The organism is Rhodanobacter aciditrophus (assembly GCF_042679525.1).
Taxonomy (GTDB): Bacteria; Pseudomonadota; Gammaproteobacteria; order Pseudomonadales; family Marinomonadaceae; genus Marinomonas; species Marinomonas aciditrophus.
In genome coordinates this window covers 56120-72962 of record NZ_JBHTMN010000006.1, presented here as the reverse complement: position 1 = coordinate 72962, position 16843 = coordinate 56120, and the positions used below count along the sequence as shown (strand labels likewise).

Genomic DNA, 16843 nt, shown 5'->3' with positions numbered 1-16843 from the left:
CTACCCCTCCTGTTGTTTGCTCCATAGAGGATGCTTTACACCATGGAGGGACAGCACTTTAAGCTCCCCTGTGCCATATCGTAGTAATATGCTTTGCTCCTGAATACCTTCAATGGTGGCCGATAATGCAGGCAGCCAGGTACCTTCCGACACCCAATGCTCCTCACCATCCACCCTCAACAATGCCGCCGAGCGCTTATCATGCACGACGGAAAGTAGCAGCACAGGCGTCCTCGGTGAGGCATCAGAAGATAAGGGCAACCAATCATGATTCGGTTTTAATACATCAGGTCGATGGATACGCCAAAAAATGTCACCGTACCATTGATTAGGATGTTCTAAATCCCTTTGCCAGTTAACAAACTCGGGAGTAAGCCAAAGGTTTTGTTGGATCTGCTCCAACATTCTCTGCCAATCTGCCAAAGGCCAGCTGCCTCTTACCCCCACCCCTTCAATTTGATCAGGATAATCTGCGCTATACACGACATAGCCATTTAACCGTCGCACGACAAAATCAATAGCATTTAATTGGTGGGCAAGTAGGGTTTGCTGATAGGCATACTGTCGTGCTTTCACATACCCTTGCTCCCGCTCCACCCAAGCATTATGTACTCCGTAAAATGCAATCAGCACTAGGATCACAATCAAGATATTCGCCTGGCGCAGGGTCAGTAAAGATCCTCGAACAAAGAGCCCTTTCATTGCTTCCCTCCTTCAGGTTCAGGAGGGGATATTTGCAACTCTAGCGGTGGTAAATCACTGGACCAATGCTGTTTCCAGGTTTTCAAATCACTAGCCACCCCTGTCACCTCAACCAGCACTTGGTCCCTAGAAATTTGAATCCGATCCACTCTCACCCTTGAAGGTAAGGCCCGCACGTAAGACAAGGCTTTTTCAAAGGTCTGTTCCTGGTATTGAGGTTTGGTCCATGGCCAAGTAAACGCCAGCTCAACAGGCGTGTCTTGTTTCAGCATCTCAATGATGACAGTTGTGATAAGCACGATGAGTAGTGCTGCGATGTAGAGTCGTCGCTTTGCTTTAGCATGCTCTTGTCGTTCTAAAAAGTCCGCTTGAAAAATGGCGAACGGACTCCCCCGTTCCAGCACTCTTGGCGTCACCGGAGAATAGAACATAGCTTCACTAAATAGAGGAAGTGATGTGGCCTGCTGCAAGTCATCAAATAATGACCATGGCATCACCGCAAAATGTAGGGTTAACGGCTCGTAAGTGACCCATGAACTCACCACTGTTTCACCAGCGCTGGAGCCGGCTTTGTCTTCAGCAAAGGTTTGCGCCGCAAGAGGGTATAGTTCACAAGGTAATAAGTGATCGATTTGCTGTGAATAGACCTTAGCAAGCTCCGTGGGGAGGGCTATACCACGACACTTTTTCTGAGTTTTAACAGGCAGCTGATTCAACAGCGATAATATAGTCGCCGTATCTGACGACTGGGGCGTGCTGGGAGGCATCCCGTCATGGGCAATAAAGAGCTGCCAGGATTGGGAACGCCACGCCAATATATATGGGCGAGATCTTAGGGGCATTACTTCCTCCATGAAGTTGCCATGTCACCTTCCTTGTGACATTTAATTTTTGCTGACAAGGAACTTACAAGTTCTTAACTCGTCAGACTGCAATGCAAAGATAACATGAATTCCATCTAGAACAAGCTCGAATGCAGTGACAACTTAGGTATAATGCCCGCACACAAATCAACCAGCGACCCATCATGGCCAAGACATTTAAAATATTAGTAGTACTCTTCATTGTCGGAGTCATTGCCGCAGGAGGCATCACTTACGGGGTCTATCAGCACGTAAAAGATCGCATTCCCACCGTCGAAGAGATGAAAGCCATTGAGCTTAAAATCCCGTTACGTATATACACTCGTGATGAGCAGCTGGTTGGCGAATATGGTGAGCAACGACGTACCCCTCTTAGCTATGATGACATTCCGAAGGATCTTGAAAACGCCGTATTAGCAGCAGAAGACAGCAATTTCTACCATCACCCTGGGGTGGACATTATGGGGCTATTGCGCGCTGTCTATCAGTTGGTTTCCACCGGTGAAATCCAAGGCGGCGGCAGTACTATCACCATGCAGGTCGCCCGTAATTACTTCCTATCGTTTGAACAAACCTTTACCCGCAAATTTACTGAAATATTCATCTCGCTCAAGATGGAGCAGCAGCTCAGCAAACACGAGATCCTCGAGCTTTACATGAATAAGATTTACCTAGGTAAACGCGCTTACGGTTTTGAAGCCGCTGCACAAGTTTATTATGGCAAGTCATTAAGCGAATTAGATTTGGCCCAATATGCCATGATTGCAGGGCTACCTAAAGCGCCTTCTCGCTTTAATCCTGTAGTAAACCCTTCTCGCGCATTAATTCGTCGCAACTGGATCCTACAGCGCATGCTGTCATTAGATATGATTGATAAAGAGTCTTATCAGGCCGCAGTGGAATCCCCTATTACAGCGAAGAACTATGGCATCCAGCCTGATGTTGACGCCAACTATGTGGCTGAAATGGTTCGCTCTGAGCTATACGAAACCTATGGTGAAGCCCTGTATTCAGAAGGGCTAGTGGTCTACACCACCATCAACTCCAAGCGCCAAAAAGACGCCAATAAGGCAATTTATGATGGCGTACTGTCCTATGACGAGCGCCACGGTTACCGTGGCACAATAGAGACTCGTACCGAGCTAGTGGAGGAATCGGTAGAAGACCAGCAGGAGGCCTTAAAAGAGCACAGCAATGTCCCCTCTTGGGTGATGGCTCTGGTTCTAGAAGTCAGTGATACGACAGCACTGGTCCGATTAGAAAATGGTGAGCAATTCGAACTACCATGGGATGCTATCAATTGGGCAGCCCCTTACCTTAGCGCTGACTCTAGGGGGAAAAAACCTGAAACGGTGGGGGATGTGCTCGTCGTTGGTGATGTTATCCAACTGCGTCCGGACTCTGATACCGTATGGCGCCTAGCACAGACTCCTGCGGTACAAAGTGCTCTAGTGTCATTAGACAGCAAAGATGGCGCTATTGAGTCCTTAGTAGGCGGCTTCAATTACTTTAGTAACAAGTTTAACCGAGTCACTCAGTCTAAACGCCAGCCTGGCTCCAACTTTAAGCCCTTTATTTATTCTGCGGCACTTAACCAAGGGTATACGGCAGCAACGGTCATCAATGATGCCCCTGTGGTATTCCACGACACAAATCTTGCACAAGCTTGGCGACCGACAAATGATGGTGGTAAGTTCTACGGCCCTACACGATTACGCCAAGCCTTATACCGCTCTCAAAACATCGTATCGGTTCGTTTACTCGACCAAATGGGAATAAGCTCAACATTGGAGTTTTTAAAGAACTTTGGCTTTGATCCCAACGAACTTCCACGCAACTTATCTTTATCTTTGGGCAGCGCCAACTTATCCCCTTTACAGATCGCATCGGGTTACAGTGTGTTTTCCAACGGCGGCTTTAAAGTTCAACCTTATCTCATCGACCGCGTAGAAGATCGTTACGGCAACATCATCTTCCAAGCGAATCCAACTACCGTGTGTAAGACCTGTACTTTGCTTGAAAAGAGCACCCCTGACGAACAGCAAATGGGGCTATTCAATACCCTAAGCGGCTTTGAAAGCTTACCCGTCGCACCAAGGGTTTTAGACCCAGAAATCAGCTACATCATCTATGACATCATGCGTGATGTGATCACCAAGGGGACTGGCCGTCGGGCGCGAGTGCTCAATCGTGACGACATTGCGGGTAAGACGGGTACCACCAACGATGGTCGAGATGCTTGGTTCTCTGGCTATAACGGCGATATCGTGACATCTGTCTGGACAGGGTTTGACGATATGTCTCCTCTTGGCCGAGGAGAGTGGGGGGGATCTGCTTCCTTGCCTACTTGGATCAACTATATGCGCCCAGCCCTGGCAGAGTTACCAAAGAGCTATATCGACAAACCTTCTTCCTTGGTAACAGTCCGTATTGATCCGCTCACAGGTGAGCGAGCGCTACCGGGCCAAAAAGATGCCATTTTCGAGATTTTCCGTAAGGAACATGTGCCTGCGCAACGCAGTATTGCAGCCCCCATCTCCGAGAGCACAGGCATTAGGGATTCAGGGGAACAAGAAACCCGTACTGAAAACGCCCTTGAGAACTTGTTTTAAAGGCGTTTTCGTACAAAATAGTTAATAAAAAGCCCCATCCTTCACTGAAGGATGGGGCTTTTTTGATTTAAAGGCTTAATTTTGGGCATCAAGCAGAATTTCGGCTAACTCCGCAAACCCTAATCCGCCCTTTCCTTGGGTAATATAGGCAGGCTTGTGTGTCAAAACAGGCAAATGGGGAGCAATATTAGCCACCCCGACACTGATGGGGAACTGAGCAAACATACTCTCATCGTTGGGTGCGTCCCCCACATACAGAACGTTAACCTTTTGTTGCTCAGGCGAAAGTCCATACTTTTCGCTCAATATCTTGTTTGCCATGGCATATTTATCGACGCCCTTTTGGCAGATATTTATATGGATTGAAGAGGCCTTCGCATTCAACCCTAAGGACCGTAACTCTGCTAACAGCATCTCTTTTTCTTGCTCTGCTGGAGGCTGAACATCTTGGGCATAATCAATGGCCACATCCGTCAAACGATAAGCTTGATCCTTGGTAAGACGTAGGGCTTCAAAGCGTTTTAACCTTGGTTCTACCATGGTCAATATGGCCGCCTGCTCTACCCGCATAGAGGCTTCATCGTGGAAATACTGGTAGTTTACTGAGCCCGAACTGCGCGTCATAAACACCCCGCCTCCTTCTGTGATCACACCAGAAACAGGCAGAATACGAGTCATCATATCGGACCAACCAGCACAGCCACCGGTAACAGGAATCACATGGATACCCGCCTCTTGCAAACGATACAAGGCACTCAGTGTTTGGTCCGGAAGCTTACCTTCTAGGGTCAGGGTGTCATCAAAATCCGTTAGCACAAACCCTATGTTCTTAAGACATGCAGTGGTTAACCCTGCAATAGGCTGAGGCATGGACACCCCATTATTGGCAACAGAACTCATTAACCTTCCTTAGATGCTTGGGGCTGACATATTTCTACCTTGACGCCTTCTTGGGTGAGATAGGTCATCAAATTAGGGGGAATCGCATCGGTAAAGAGCGTTTCAGCGGCATTCAACTCCGCCACCCGAGCACTGGCCTTACGTCCCCACTTGTGTTGATCCGCGACTAACAACACGTGACGACTTTGCTCTACTAGAGTTCGGCTGACATTGGCTTCATCAGGATCAAAATCCAAAATCCCATAGATTTCATGGAGACCTCCGCATCCCAGTACGCCGTAATCAAAAACGTACTTGCGCATGCTTTCGAGGGCTTCTGTACCCACCAAATCACAGTGACGGTGACGCATACGTCCCGCCGTGACCCGAACAGTGGCACTCGGGTTTTGAGCAAAAATAGTGGCCACTGTTAAATTATTGGTAAACACCTGAAGGTCTTGGTGCTGCAACAGGGCTTTCGCAACAAACTCCACCGTGGTGCCGATCCCTAAAAACACCGAGGCCCCATTAGGAATGTGCTCTGCTACCCCCGCGGCGATAGCCTGTTTCGCCTCACTGTTCATGAACTGGCGATTAGCAAAAGGGAGATTTTCCGCAGTAGACACCGGGGCAACGCCACCATGCTGGCGACGGACAAGATGCCGTTCCGCCAGTTGGTTCAAGTCTTTACGAATGGTTTGGGAAGACACCCCAAAACGTTCAACAATGTCCTCCACTCGAAGCAGATCACACTGCTGAACCCAGTTTAGAATGTGTTGCTGACGTTCATTTAGACTCAAGATTGAGCCTCCAGGTGCATAAATTGCCTTGGATCATCGGTAATCACCGCATCCATCCCCCAATCCCAATGGTGCTCCACTAGGCGCGCTTCATTGGCCGTATAACACAGCAACTTATAGCCTGCCGCTTTCACCGCACGGGCTTGTTGTTCCGTCAAAGGGAGGTAATAGCAATTCAAGCTATACGCCTCAATTGCAGCCAATTTTAGCAACCAGTCATCAGGCACATCTTCCACAAGATAAGCCAAATGAAGCTGCTTATTCATGGCATAGCAAATCTCCAAGGCAGGATAATTGAAGCTAGAGATCATCAACTTGTCATTGTCTTGCCAATGCTCGGCCAGTACCGCAAGGATCGGCGGCACAATCGCTTCCACATCCGTGCCTTCGTACTTAATTTCAAGATTTAGTCCCATCCCTAATTCTTGAATACAAGCAATGGCTTGCTCCAAGGTAGGGACTTTTTCACCTGTATGTTGCACGCCAAACCAGGCCCCTGCATCCAGTGACAGTATCGCCTCTAAATTAGCATCCAAGGTCAGGCCTGAGCCATTTGTACAGCGCTCTAAAGAATGATCATGGAAAATGATCAATCCACCTTGGGCAATCGGATAGACGTCAATTTCAACCCATTTCACACCGGTTTCTGCCGCAGCGCGGATAGAAGCCAAGGTATTTTCTGGTGCCAATAAGGCCGCACCACGATGCCCCATAACTTTACTCAATTGCATGACGCGTTCACTCTCTGTTGTGTATGGGAATCAAACACATGCCATGCCGACTCAGGGACGCTCAGAGCTAACTGGTCGCCGCATTTGAATGTATGATTGCCTGATAATCGTACTACAAAAGATTGGCGATTTGCGCTCCCTAAAATGCTTCCATGGATCAGGGTTTCTGCCCCTAGGGCTTCCACTGCTTTAACGGTAAACATGAGATCCGCTTGCTCCGGGGTCGTGATCTGCACATGCTCTGGGCGAATCCCCCAGACAAAATTGCCATCGGCAATCTGTGGACAAGCCAGTGTGTTGTCCACATCTAACATCATTTGGCCGTTTTCCACCCGAGCGGGGATAAGATTCATAGCGGGGGAACCAATGAACTCCGCCACAAAAATCGTCGCTGGGCGCTCATAAAGTTCCATCGGTGTGCCGATCTGCTCCGCATGGCCTTTGTTCAATACCACTAAGCGATCCGCTAGAGTCATGGCTTCTACCTGATCATGGGTCACATACAGGGTGGTAGTCCCCAATTTGCGCTGCAATTCACGGATTTCCACTCGCATTTGCACACGTAGTTTTGCATCCAGATTGGACAAGGGTTCATCAAACAAAAACACCTGTGGATCACGTACCATGGCGCGCCCCATGGCCACGCGCTGGCGCTGACCACCAGATAACTGACCGGGCTTACGCACTAGAAGTTCTTCCAGACCAAGCATCTGCGCCACAGCATTCACCTTGGTTTTGATTTCAGCTTTGGACTCCCCACGATTCTTTAAACCGTAGGCCATATTGTCGTACACCGACATATGGGGATAGAGGGCGTAGTTTTGGAAGACCATGGCGATGTCTCGCTCCGCAGGCTCCTTGTTGTTCACCTCATTCCCTTTAATCGACAATGTCCCTTGGGAGATGCTCTCAAGGCCTGCCACCATGCGTAACAAAGTAGACTTGCCACAGCCAGAAGGCCCAACCAAGACGATAAACTCCCCTTCTTCAATAGTAAGGTCGATGCTCGGAATGGCTTGGTAGCCGTTGGCGTAGGTTTTACCAATATTTTCTAATACTAAATCTGACATCTTATTTCTCCGCGTCCACCAAGCCTTTAACAAATAATTTCTGCATTGCAATCACCACCATCACTGGTGGAATCATGGCTAACAAGGTAGACACCATCACTTGGTTCCACTGAATATCCCCTTCCGACACGGACAGCATGCGTTTCACACTCATGACCAAGGTGTAATAGGCATCATCTGTGGTGACGATCAAAGGCCATAAATATTGGTTCCAACCATAAATAAAGAGGATCACGAACAAGGCAGCGATATTCGTGCGCGACATAGGCAGCAAGATATCGAAGAAAAATCGAATGGGGCCTGCCCCATCGATACGTGCCGCTTCCACCAGCTCCCCTGGCATACTCATAAAACACTGGCGAAACAAAAAAGTCGCCGTGGCACTGGCAATAAGAGGCAGAGTTAAACCTGTGTAGCTGTTTAATAGGTTGAGATTAGCGATCACTTCATAGGTGGGCACGATGCGCACTTCAACGGGCAGCATCAAAGTAAAAAAGATGATCCAAAACGCCAAACCACGAAAAGGGAAACGGAAAAATACAATGGCATAAGCGGACATCAAGGAGATGGCGATCTTGCCAAAGGTAATCCCCAAAGCCATGATCAAAGAGTTCATCAGCATCTTCAGCAATTGACTGGACTGACCGTCTGATCCCACTAACAGCATTTGCCAGTTGGCGAACCCTTCCTGTCCAAACCACATGGGAATATGCCCAGAGCCAAAAGCACTCGCTGGATGAGTCGACGCCACCAAGGCCACCCAAACCGGTAAGGCCACAATAAAGACACCAAAGATTAAAATGGCATGACTAAAAACAGCCATCCAAGGACGATTTTCAATCATTAGTACTGCACCTTACGTTCAATGTAGCGAAACTGCACGATCGTCATTAACCCGACGATCACCATCAAAATCACCGATTGGGCCGCCGAGCTCCCTAGATCTAGGCCTACAAAACCGTCGTTGTAGACCTTATAGACCATGGTCGTCGTGCTTTGCCCTGGCCCCCCTTGGGTCGTGGCATCGATCACCCCAAAGGTCTCAAAAAACGCATACACTAGGTTCACCACTAATAGGAAAAATGTGGTGGGCGACAGTAATGGAAAGACAATGTCCCAAAAACGTTTGAAAGGGCTCGCACCGTCGATGGCGGCGGCTTCAATCAAGGAGCGAGGAATGGCCTGCAAGCCCGCTAAAAAGAATAAGAAGTTATAGCTGATCTGTTTCCAAGTCGCTGAAATCACAACCAAAATCATCGCCTGATTGCCATTTAAAAAGTGATTCCAATCAACACCTACATACTCTAACCATAGGGCCACTGGCCCCATACTTGGATCAAACAGAATCCACCAAAGTACCCCTGCCAGCGCCGGAGCTACTGCGTAGGGCCATACCAATAAAGTCTGATACACCAACTTGCCACGGATCACTCGGTCGGCCATCACTGCCAACCAAAGGGCCACAGCAATTCCCAAAAATGCGACGGAAAAACTGAACACCAGAGTGGTCTTCAAAGACGCGTAATATTCAGGACTGGTTAACAGCTCAGAAAAATTATCTAAGCCAACAAAATCACGACTTAAGCCAAAAGCGTCTTCTTGATAAAACGCTTGCTCAACCGCTTGGCCCGCAGGCCATAAGAAGAAAATCGCTGTTACTAACAGCTGAGGCAGCAGCAACAAATAGGGTAGCTGCTTATGGGGGAAATACACCGACATATCTAGGCTCATCCAAACACGCTTTTACATCACAAAAAAAGCCTCCTCCCGAAGAAGGAGGCACCTCACCATGAGGAAGTGATGTTATTTATTCGCTTTCTCGAATCGAGCTAGCAAGGCATCACCACGTTTCACAGCCGTATCCAACGCCTGCTTAGCGGTCTTTTTACCCGCCCAAACGGCTTCTAGCTCTTCGTTGATGATGTCGCGAATTTGAACAAAGTTACCTAGGCGTAAACCTTTAGAGTTCGCCGTTGGCGTGCCTGAAGACATCTGCATAACCGCCACATCTGTTCCTGGGTTCGCTGCGTAGAAGCCTTGACCTTCTGTTAGTTCATAGGCCGCTTGGGTGATAGGCAGGTAACCAGAGAACTGGTGCCAATCCGCTTGAACTTCAGCACGGGATAGGAAGCTTAGGAAAGACGCCACACCACGGTATTCTGCATCCGATTTACCTTGTAACACCCAAAGTGAAGCGCCACCGATGATGCTGTTTTTAGGCGTGTCGATGACCTTATCATCGTAGGGCAACTGGCTAACACCGAAGTCAAATTTCGCGTTACGCTTCATACCTGCGTAGCCCGCAGAAGAGTCCATGTACATGCCACACTCTTGGCTGTAGAACTTAGGTGCCGCATCGCTACGGCGACCGCCATAGCTGAAAATGCCGCTCTTGTGCCAGTCACTCAATTGTTGAATGTGCGCCACTTGGTTGTCACCGTTGAACTGCAAACGAGTGTTTACACCACCAAAGCCATTCGCTTCAGAAGCGAACGGAAGATCTTGGCGAGCACTGTAGTTTTCTAGCTGAGTCCAAGACTGCCAAGCCGTTGTAAAACCACAAGATACGCCACTGTCTAGTAGCTTCTGGGAGACTTCGCCCATTTCTTTCCAAGTGGTCGGAGCTTTTTTAATACCTGCTTTAGCGAACAACTCTTTGTTGTAGTAAAGCACTGGCGTCGAGCTGTTAAACGGCATAGATAACATATCGCCGCTTTCTGTAGAGTAATAACCTGTTACCGCAGACAAGAAGCCGTCTTGACGGAAAGATTGACCGTTTTCACGCATCAGTTTGTACACTGGGTAGATGGCACCTTCAGCCGCCATCATGCTCGCTGTCCCGACTTCAAACACCTGAACAATCGCTGGTTGTTGCTTCGCACGGAAAGCAGCAATGGCAGAGGTCATGGTCTCTGTGTAGTTGCCTTTGTAAACAGGTTTTACTTCGTAGGCGTCTTGGGAGTCATTGAAGGCTTTTGCAATCTCCTCCACTTTCTCACCATTGGCGCCACCCATGGCATGCCACCACTCCACTTGCGTTGCTGCAAAAGTAGAACTTGAAACTGCTAAACCGACCGCCATAGAAACCAAAGCTAAATTGCGCATGGTTAGTTACCCTCGTTTTATTTTGAAAAAGATAAAGATGAAACGCTCAAAAATGCATCAAACGCGGGTCAATGTACGGGGAAAATGTTTCATTTTGATGATAGTTAATTTTCAAATGAAAATTTATAGTTTCATTTGAAACAAAAAAGGCCATACAGAAAGATGGCCACAGATAAGAAATAAAGGGTCGAGCTAGAGCGCGCCTGACTCTTTCAGAATCTCCACGATCTCCTGCTTTTTCACACGGGATTTAAAAAAGTTAGCAAATACAGACGCCCCCGTGATGCCGATTAATGCCGACAACATGTTGTCGTTGCCATAACTCACCACAAAGCTGTACACCAGCAATGCCCCACCCACTAATAAAATAAGTGGCTGATAAGAGACTCTTAGAGCACCAGTTTGAGCATTCTGCACTATGGTCACCCCGTAGAAAGAGCCCAAAGATCCCACATAAATCCGGCGGGGAAAGGTTTTTAATTTTGCGGGGTAACCCTTTTCTTCTAATAATTTAGCGATGTCTTCTAATTGCATCATTCCGATTTCGTGGATTGCACGCCTCCCGTTACAGCAATACGCATACCCTCTTCCATCGTGATATCAAGAGGGGTTAATTTGTCCCGTGAAACATACACTGTCATGCCCCCAATTTGATAGCTCAATGGCAAATAAACACCTACCAAATCACTTTCTCCAAACAAGCGTTTACCCATGTCAGCCCCAGTGACAAAACCAATCAGCTGCATGCCTTGAATCTCCAAAGACACCACACTTTGCATGTCGGTTTTCTTCGACAAGTTAAAGACTGTCATCATGTCGCAGATGGCGCCATAAATGGACTTTACTAAGGGAATACGTTCAAACAGACGTTGGCTTACCTTCATCAGGTAGCGCACCCCATATAGGTTCACAATCAAACCAATCACGGCCAGTAACAGCAAACTGGTGACCAAACCTAAACCGGGAAAATAGTAATCACTTGGCCAAACCAACAATACCAATGGCTTGGCGAGGGCCTCAGCAGTCGAGAGTAGCCAAAACAACAAGTACACCGTCAAACCAATCGGCAACACGGCCACTAAGCCTTTTAAGATCAATGCTATAAGTCGATTCATATCTTTCTCCTGAAAGTCCCCTAGAGCATACAAAAGCCGTACCAGCATAGATACAGATACGGATGAAATCTTTCGTCAAGGATCAAGGAAGCCCCAGCAATTCTTCTTGTTGCAAAACCCTGACATGAAAGCTTGTGATCCGACCTATTGGTACTTTAATCTGACGCAAGTAACAGGAGAGACAACACAGTGAATCACAAACGCTTAGAAACCTTCGTGTGGGTCGCCAGCCTAGGCAGCTTCCGTAAAGCCGCAGAACGCATGTACACCACCCAACCAGCCATTTCTGCACGGATCTCAGCATTAGAATCCGAGCTAGGAGTGAAATTATTTGAGCGTGAAGTGGGATCTGCCCCCATCTCCCTGACAGCCAAAGGCAAGGATCTATTACCCTACGCAGAAAAAATCCTGTACCAGTCAGAGCAATTACGAAAACGCGCGGAAAGCTCCAGCGCCTACTCTGGGGTGATTCGTATTGGCGTTTCTGAAACCATCGCCCACACTTGGCTATCACGGTTTCTAGCGCAACTGCATCGAGAAATGCCCAATCTAGATGTGGAACTGACCGTTGAAGTGACGCCCACATTGACTGCAGGTATCAAGGATCGTTCTTTGGATTTGGGATTGTTAATGGGGCCGATCAACGAGCCTAATATTGTTAACCGAGAGCTGTGTACTTTCTCTTTGTCTTGGGCTGCCAGCCCGAGTTTAGGCCTGCCTGATCGTCTTCTGTATTTAGAAGAACTGACCCCATGGCCGATTATTTCCTACGCCCGAAACAGCAAGCCCTACGCGGAAGTCACCCATAAATTTCGTGAAATAGAGGGACCACCAGCCCACTTTTTTGCCTCTACCTCCCTGTCTGCTTGCCGCTCTTTAGCACTGGATGGGGTTGGCGTGGCCACCATGCCAGACGTGATGATTGAGCAAGACATTGCAGAGGGCACATTGAAGCGAATTCGCACCATCTGGACCCCTAGCGAGCTGCGTTTCACTGCCTCGTACTCTGACGAGCCCTTTAACCCCATGGCGGATGTGGCGGCGCAAATCGCCGTAAAAATCGCCCATGAATACGAGCAATCTATAGCTTGATAAAAAAAATTGATCAAAAATAGCAAAAAAACACGATTAGACTTTTCATGCCGTTAAAATCTACTCTTAATTCATACCAACTGTGATAAGAATTAGGAAAACGGCATGGCGCATATACCCAACACATTATTGCAACAAACGGCTGCTCTTCGTCAGGCCATCCGCAACAAAGAGCATACTGGTCCAACCAGTGGTCTCGCCACAGGTGCCATGCAAGGGAACGTGGTGATTTTACCTGCCGAGTACGCCAATGAGTTTTTGATGTTTTGTCAGAACAACCCTGTGCCTTGCCCTTTAATCGGCGTGTCAGCGGTCGGCGATTTCCGCATGCCAATGCTAGGGGAAGACATCGACATGCGTCATGACATTCCTGAGTACTATGTCTACCGCAACGGTGAAATGGTCGAAAGCCGCTCTGATATTGAAGATCTTTGGCAAGAAGACATGGTAGCGTTTGTCCTAGGCTGTTCCTTTTCATTTGAAAATGCCCTATCTCAGGCGGGACTCACGCCTCGTAACATCGAGCAAGACGTGAACGTTTCCATGTTCGAAACCAACATTCCAACCAAGCCTGCTGGACGCTTCCATGGCAACACTGTCGTCACTATGCGTCCTTATGTGCCCAAAGATGCCATCCGTGCAATCCAGATCACGACTCGTTTCCCTAAAGCCCATGGCGCACCACTGCATTTTGGTGACCCAGCAACCATCGGCATTAAAGATTTAAACAAACCTGAATTTGGCGACCCTGTAACCATTAAAGATGGGGAAGTGCCAGTTTTCTGGGCCTGTGGCGTCACACCACAACTGGCCATCCGTAACGCGAAACCCCCAATTTGTATCACCCATGCCCCAGGCAAAATGCTGGTGACCGACATTTTAGATACTGACCTCGCAATTATGTAAGTATCTGATTTTCCACGGTCTATCCCTATAGGCCGTGGTTTTTTAATAACCATAATCACAACAAAAACTAACCCTTCGCATTTAAAGGACAGGAACGATGAAAAAACTCAGCACAGCTTTGATGTTCGGTAGTCTACTTTCAACTTCTGCAATGGCGGCGCAATGGCACATGCCAACCCCATACGGCGACGGCAACTTGCCGACACAAATCGCTTACGGTTTCGCAGAAGAAATCAAAGAAGCCACAGGTGGCGATCTAGACATCACCGTTCACTCCGGTGGCTCCTTGGTTAAACACACAGAAATCCCACGTGCAGTAAAAAGCGGCCAAGTACAGCTAGGGGAAGTATTCCTAGGCATTTTGGGCAACGAACACCCAGTGTACAAACACGACAACATTCCCTTCCTAGCCACGTCTTTTGAAGACGCTAAGAAGCTTTGGGAAGCAGCGAAGCCTGCGGTAGCGGCCCAGCTTGATAAAGGCGGCATGACACTGCTTTACGCGGTCGCTTGGCCAGCTCAGAGCTTGTACACCAAGATGCCGGTAAATGAGTTGGCTGATTTGGAAGGTTCTAAGATGCGTGCTTACAGCCCATCTACTTCTCGCCTAGCAGATTTAATGGGCACTACCCCAACGACAATCCAAGTACCTGACATTCCTCAGGCATTCAGCACTGGCATCATCCAAGCCATGCTAACGTCCCCCTCTACAGGGGTGGATTCTCAAGCTTGGGACTATGTGAACTACTACACAGATGTGAAAGCTTGGATTCCAAAAAACATCATCGTGGTTAACAAGCGTGCTTTCCGTCGTTTAGACAAGTCCACTCAAGAGGCCATCATGACCGCCGCAGCCCACGCTGAAGCCAAAGCTTGGGAAGGGGTTGCCGACCGCGCTGCAAGTGACAAAGCAAAACTGGTCGAAAACGGCATGAACGTAAGCGACCCATCTGACAAATTGGTCGGTGAGCTTCAAGCAATCGGTGAAACCATGATTGCTGAATGGAAAGCGGAAGATCCAGAAGCAGTCGGCGCAATCCTAGACGCCTACAATAAGTAATCCCTCTGTTAGACCTCTGCTCTCCCCAATCAGCTATGATTGGGGAGACATTCCTAAAAGAAGAGAACACCATGAAAAACTTCAAAGACTCCTGCTATCGCTTGTCAGGCTGGCTTTCTGGTATCTGCATCCTAGCCATTACATTGCTTTTGTTAGCACAAATCCTGGGCCGCTTGTTTGGCTTTATTGTGCCTTCCGCCGAAGATTTTGCTGGCTTTGCCTTAGCCGCTTCCACCTTCTTTGGTTTGGCTTACACCTTCAATGAAGGCGGCCATATCCGCGTGACGCTGGTAATTCAGCGTTTATCCATCGGCAGTCGAAAGGTCCAAGAAGCCATCATCCTCACGCTGGCCTTAGCTTTAACAGCATTCATCGCCTACGCCAGCTGTTACATGGTGTATGAGTCCTACATTTATGAAGAAGTGTCCTATGGCTACATCCCTGTTCCTCTTTGGATTCCTCAATTACCCGTGGCGATTGGCGCCCTTGCACTGGTGCTTGCGGTACTGGATGCCTGGGTGGGTTCTTTACGCGGGAAAACCCCGAACTACATGAAGCATGAAGACGAATTGTCTTTCGAGGAATAAGCCATGGATCTTACGTTAATTTCAATTGTTCTCGCCGTTGCCATGATCGCCATGTTGGCCTTCGGTGTTTGGGTATCTTTTACCCTCATTTTCATCGGTGGCTTAGGCCTAGTCATGTCCGGCAACATGCAGATTGGTCTGTTATTTTCCACCTCCTCATGGGGAGCAGGTACCGCTTGGTCCCTGACTGCATTACCTCTGTTTATTTGGATGGGTGAGATCCTCTTCCGTACACGTCTGTCAGAGGATTTATTTAAAGGCTTGTCCCCTTGGTTAGGCGGTGTGCCTGGAAAACTGCTACACGTGAATATTTTAAGCTGTGGCATCTTCGCTGCAGTGTCTGGCTCCTCTGCTGCCACAGCAGCCACCATTGGTCGTATGACCTTACCTGAGCTTAAGCGCCAAGGTTACAGCGAGCGCATGGCCATCGGCACCCTTGCTGGCTCGGGGACCTTAGGGCTGTTAATCCCACCGTCGATCATCTTGATCGTTTACGGGGTGGCCGCAGAAGTGTCCATTGCTCGTTTGTTCATTGCAGGGGCACTGCCTGGCTTACTATTGGTATGCCTATTCATGGGTTACACCATGATTTGGGGGATGTTGCGCAAAGACGAACTGCCTCAGCAAACCTCTGAGCACACTAGCTGGAGTAAACGTATTAAAGCCCTTAAACAATTGCTGCCTGTGGTGGGATTGATCGGTTTTGTATTGGGCTCTATTTATGGCGGCATTACCACACCAACGGAAGCCGCGGCGTTAGGTGTTACAGGTGCCCTAGTGATTGCAGCCATGACGGGCTCCTTGTCTACCAGTAGCTTTATGGAAAGCATCATGGGAGCCGTTAAAAGCTCTTGTATGATCACCTTCATCTTGATCGGCGCTCACTTTCTTACCCTTGCCATGGGCTTCTTAGGCATTCCTAAAGAGTTGGCTGTATGGATCGGTAGCTTAAACCTATCCCCGATGGAGTTGATCCTATACCTAACCGTCTTATTTGTGGTGCTGGGTTGTTTCCTCGATGGTATTTCCGTGGTGGTGCTAACCGTTGCCGTGGTATTGCCCATGGTAGAAGCCGCTGGGATCGATCTACTTTGGTTCGGTATCTTCATCGTGTTGGTGGTGGAAATGTCACAGATCACCCCTCCGGTAGGTTTCAATTTATTTGTTATCCAAGCACTCACTGGCAAAAACATCCTGTACGTAGCACGTGCGGCACTGCCGTTCTTCTTATTGATTGCTGTGGCAATTGGCTTAGTCACGTTATTCCCAGAAATCGTGACCTACCTACCCACTACGATGTCGCAACGCTAATTGGAGAGAA

The 16843-nt window shown here is 48.4% G+C and carries 17 protein-coding genes; 6 read left to right on the top strand and 11 right to left on the bottom strand.

Annotated elements, in window-relative coordinates; translation table 11 throughout:
* Nucleotides 1-702 (bottom strand): hypothetical protein, encoded by a 702-nt coding sequence (locus ACFQ45_RS05090; protein ID WP_377365901.1) that lies wholly within the window; start codon nt 700-702, stop codon nt 1-3.
* Entirely contained in the window at nt 699-1544 is an 846-nt protein-coding gene (locus ACFQ45_RS05085) for a hypothetical protein (protein WP_377365900.1), read from the bottom strand. Before ACFQ45_RS05085 ends, ACFQ45_RS05090 begins: the two co-directional genes overlap by 4 nt.
* 185 nt (nt 1545-1729) lie before the next feature.
* Between ACFQ45_RS05085 and ACFQ45_RS05080 the strand changes: the two genes are divergently transcribed.
* Complete coding sequence (locus tag ACFQ45_RS05080) at nt 1730-4177, top strand: penicillin-binding protein 1A (RefSeq protein WP_377365899.1); 2448 nt, start codon at nt 1730-1732, stop codon at nt 4175-4177.
* A gap of 75 nt (nt 4178-4252) precedes the next feature.
* Here the strand turns inward: ACFQ45_RS05080 and ACFQ45_RS05075 are convergent, their stop codons facing one another.
* The 9 genes from ACFQ45_RS05075 to ACFQ45_RS05035 form a co-directional block, all read right to left on the bottom strand.
* The gene (locus ACFQ45_RS05075; protein ID WP_377365898.1) at nt 4253-5077 is read right to left on the bottom strand and encodes an HAD-IIB family hydrolase; all 825 of its coding nucleotides are present in this window, start codon (nt 5075-5077) and stop codon (nt 4253-4255) included.
* Complete coding sequence (locus ACFQ45_RS05070) at nt 5077-5856, bottom strand: DeoR/GlpR family DNA-binding transcription regulator (protein WP_377365897.1); 780 nt, start codon at nt 5854-5856, stop codon at nt 5077-5079. The genes ACFQ45_RS05075 and ACFQ45_RS05070 overlap by 1 nt, the downstream gene beginning before the upstream one ends.
* Nucleotides 5853-6587, bottom strand: coding sequence for a glycerophosphoryl diester phosphodiesterase (locus ACFQ45_RS05065; RefSeq protein WP_377365896.1), 735 nt, complete (start codon nt 6585-6587; stop codon nt 5853-5855). The genes ACFQ45_RS05070 and ACFQ45_RS05065 overlap by 4 nt, the downstream gene beginning before the upstream one ends.
* Nucleotides 6578-7657, bottom strand: a complete 1080-nt coding sequence (locus tag ACFQ45_RS05060; protein WP_377365895.1) for a sn-glycerol-3-phosphate import ATP-binding protein UgpC — start codon at nt 7655-7657, stop codon at nt 6578-6580. The genes ACFQ45_RS05065 and ACFQ45_RS05060 overlap by 10 nt, the downstream gene beginning before the upstream one ends.
* 1 nt (nt 7658) lies before the next feature.
* Nucleotides 7659-8501 carry a sn-glycerol-3-phosphate ABC transporter permease UgpE gene (ugpE, locus tag ACFQ45_RS05055; RefSeq protein WP_377365894.1) on the bottom strand — a complete coding sequence of 281 codons (843 nt, stop codon included), beginning with the start codon at nt 8499-8501 and terminating at the stop codon, nt 7659-7661.
* Nucleotides 8501-9376, bottom strand: coding sequence for a sn-glycerol-3-phosphate ABC transporter permease UgpA (gene ugpA / locus ACFQ45_RS05050; protein WP_377365893.1), 876 nt, complete (start codon nt 9374-9376; stop codon nt 8501-8503). The genes ugpE and ugpA overlap by 1 nt, the downstream gene beginning before the upstream one ends.
* An 84-nt stretch (nt 9377-9460) precedes the next feature.
* Nucleotides 9461-10762, bottom strand: a complete 1302-nt coding sequence (ugpB, locus tag ACFQ45_RS05045; protein ID WP_377365892.1) for a sn-glycerol-3-phosphate ABC transporter substrate-binding protein UgpB — start codon at nt 10760-10762, stop codon at nt 9461-9463.
* Between the two features lie 192 nt (nt 10763-10954).
* Complete coding sequence (locus ACFQ45_RS05040) at nt 10955-11299, bottom strand: hypothetical protein (protein ID WP_377365891.1); 345 nt, start codon at nt 11297-11299, stop codon at nt 10955-10957.
* On the bottom strand, nt 11296-11877 hold the full coding sequence (locus ACFQ45_RS05035) for a DUF502 domain-containing protein (protein ID WP_377365890.1): 582 nt from the start codon (nt 11875-11877) through the stop codon (nt 11296-11298). Before ACFQ45_RS05035 ends, ACFQ45_RS05040 begins: the two co-directional genes overlap by 4 nt.
* A 189-nt stretch (nt 11878-12066) precedes the next feature.
* On the opposite strand from ACFQ45_RS05035, the gene ACFQ45_RS05030 reads away from it, so the two are divergent.
* From ACFQ45_RS05030 to ACFQ45_RS05010, 5 genes are all read left to right on the top strand, one after another.
* Entirely contained in the window at nt 12067-12969 is a 903-nt protein-coding gene (locus tag ACFQ45_RS05030) for a LysR family transcriptional regulator (RefSeq protein WP_377365889.1), read from the top strand.
* A gap of 105 nt (nt 12970-13074) precedes the next feature.
* Entirely contained in the window at nt 13075-13875 is an 801-nt protein-coding gene (locus ACFQ45_RS05025; protein ID WP_377365888.1) for a putative hydro-lyase, read from the top strand.
* Between the two features lie 97 nt (nt 13876-13972).
* Nucleotides 13973-14935 (top strand): TRAP transporter substrate-binding protein, encoded by a 963-nt coding sequence (locus ACFQ45_RS05020; protein ID WP_377365887.1) that lies wholly within the window; start codon nt 13973-13975, stop codon nt 14933-14935.
* A gap of 71 nt (nt 14936-15006) precedes the next feature.
* Nucleotides 15007-15522 (top strand): TRAP transporter small permease, encoded by a 516-nt coding sequence (locus ACFQ45_RS05015; protein ID WP_377365886.1) that lies wholly within the window; start codon nt 15007-15009, stop codon nt 15520-15522.
* A gap of 3 nt (nt 15523-15525) precedes the next feature.
* Nucleotides 15526-16833 (top strand): TRAP transporter large permease, encoded by a 1308-nt coding sequence (locus tag ACFQ45_RS05010; RefSeq protein ID WP_377365885.1) that lies wholly within the window; start codon nt 15526-15528, stop codon nt 16831-16833.
* The last annotated feature ends 10 nt before the right edge of the window (nt 16834-16843 follow it).

Excerpts from the sequence above, each read along its gene's own strand:
- ACFQ45_RS05020 (WP_377365887.1), top strand. The coding sequence starts at position 13,973 with ATGAAAAAACTCAGCACAGCTTTGATGTTCGGTAGTCTACTTTCAACT.
- ugpE (WP_377365894.1), bottom strand. The coding sequence starts at position 8,501 with ATGATTGAAAATCGTCCTTGGATGGCTGTTTTTAGTCATGCCATTTTA.
- ACFQ45_RS05040 (WP_377365891.1), bottom strand. The coding sequence starts at position 11,299 with ATGATGCAATTAGAAGACATCGCTAAATTATTAGAAGAAAAGGGTTAC.
- ACFQ45_RS05015 (WP_377365886.1), top strand. The coding sequence starts at position 15,007 with ATGAAAAACTTCAAAGACTCCTGCTATCGCTTGTCAGGCTGGCTTTCT.
- ACFQ45_RS05035 (WP_377365890.1), bottom strand. The coding sequence starts at position 11,877 with ATGAATCGACTTATAGCATTGATCTTAAAAGGCTTAGTGGCCGTGTTG.
- ACFQ45_RS05010 (WP_377365885.1), top strand. The coding sequence starts at position 15,526 with ATGGATCTTACGTTAATTTCAATTGTTCTCGCCGTTGCCATGATCGCC.
- ACFQ45_RS05090 (WP_377365901.1), bottom strand. The coding sequence starts at position 702 with ATGAAAGGGCTCTTTGTTCGAGGATCTTTACTGACCCTGCGCCAGGCG.
- ACFQ45_RS05085 (WP_377365900.1), bottom strand. The coding sequence starts at position 1,544 with ATGCCCCTAAGATCTCGCCCATATATATTGGCGTGGCGTTCCCAATCC.
- ACFQ45_RS05075 (WP_377365898.1), bottom strand. The coding sequence starts at position 5,077 with ATGAGTTCTGTTGCCAATAATGGGGTGTCCATGCCTCAGCCTATTGCA.
- ACFQ45_RS05060 (WP_377365895.1), bottom strand. The coding sequence starts at position 7,657 with ATGTCAGATTTAGTATTAGAAAATATTGGTAAAACCTACGCCAACGGC.
- ugpB (WP_377365892.1), bottom strand. The coding sequence starts at position 10,762 with ATGCGCAATTTAGCTTTGGTTTCTATGGCGGTCGGTTTAGCAGTTTCA.
- ACFQ45_RS05025 (WP_377365888.1), top strand. The coding sequence starts at position 13,075 with ATGGCGCATATACCCAACACATTATTGCAACAAACGGCTGCTCTTCGT.
- ACFQ45_RS05065 (WP_377365896.1), bottom strand. The coding sequence starts at position 6,587 with ATGCAATTGAGTAAAGTTATGGGGCATCGTGGTGCGGCCTTATTGGCA.
- ACFQ45_RS05080 (WP_377365899.1), top strand. The coding sequence starts at position 1,730 with ATGGCCAAGACATTTAAAATATTAGTAGTACTCTTCATTGTCGGAGTC.
- ugpA (WP_377365893.1), bottom strand. The coding sequence starts at position 9,376 with ATGTCGGTGTATTTCCCCCATAAGCAGCTACCCTATTTGTTGCTGCTG.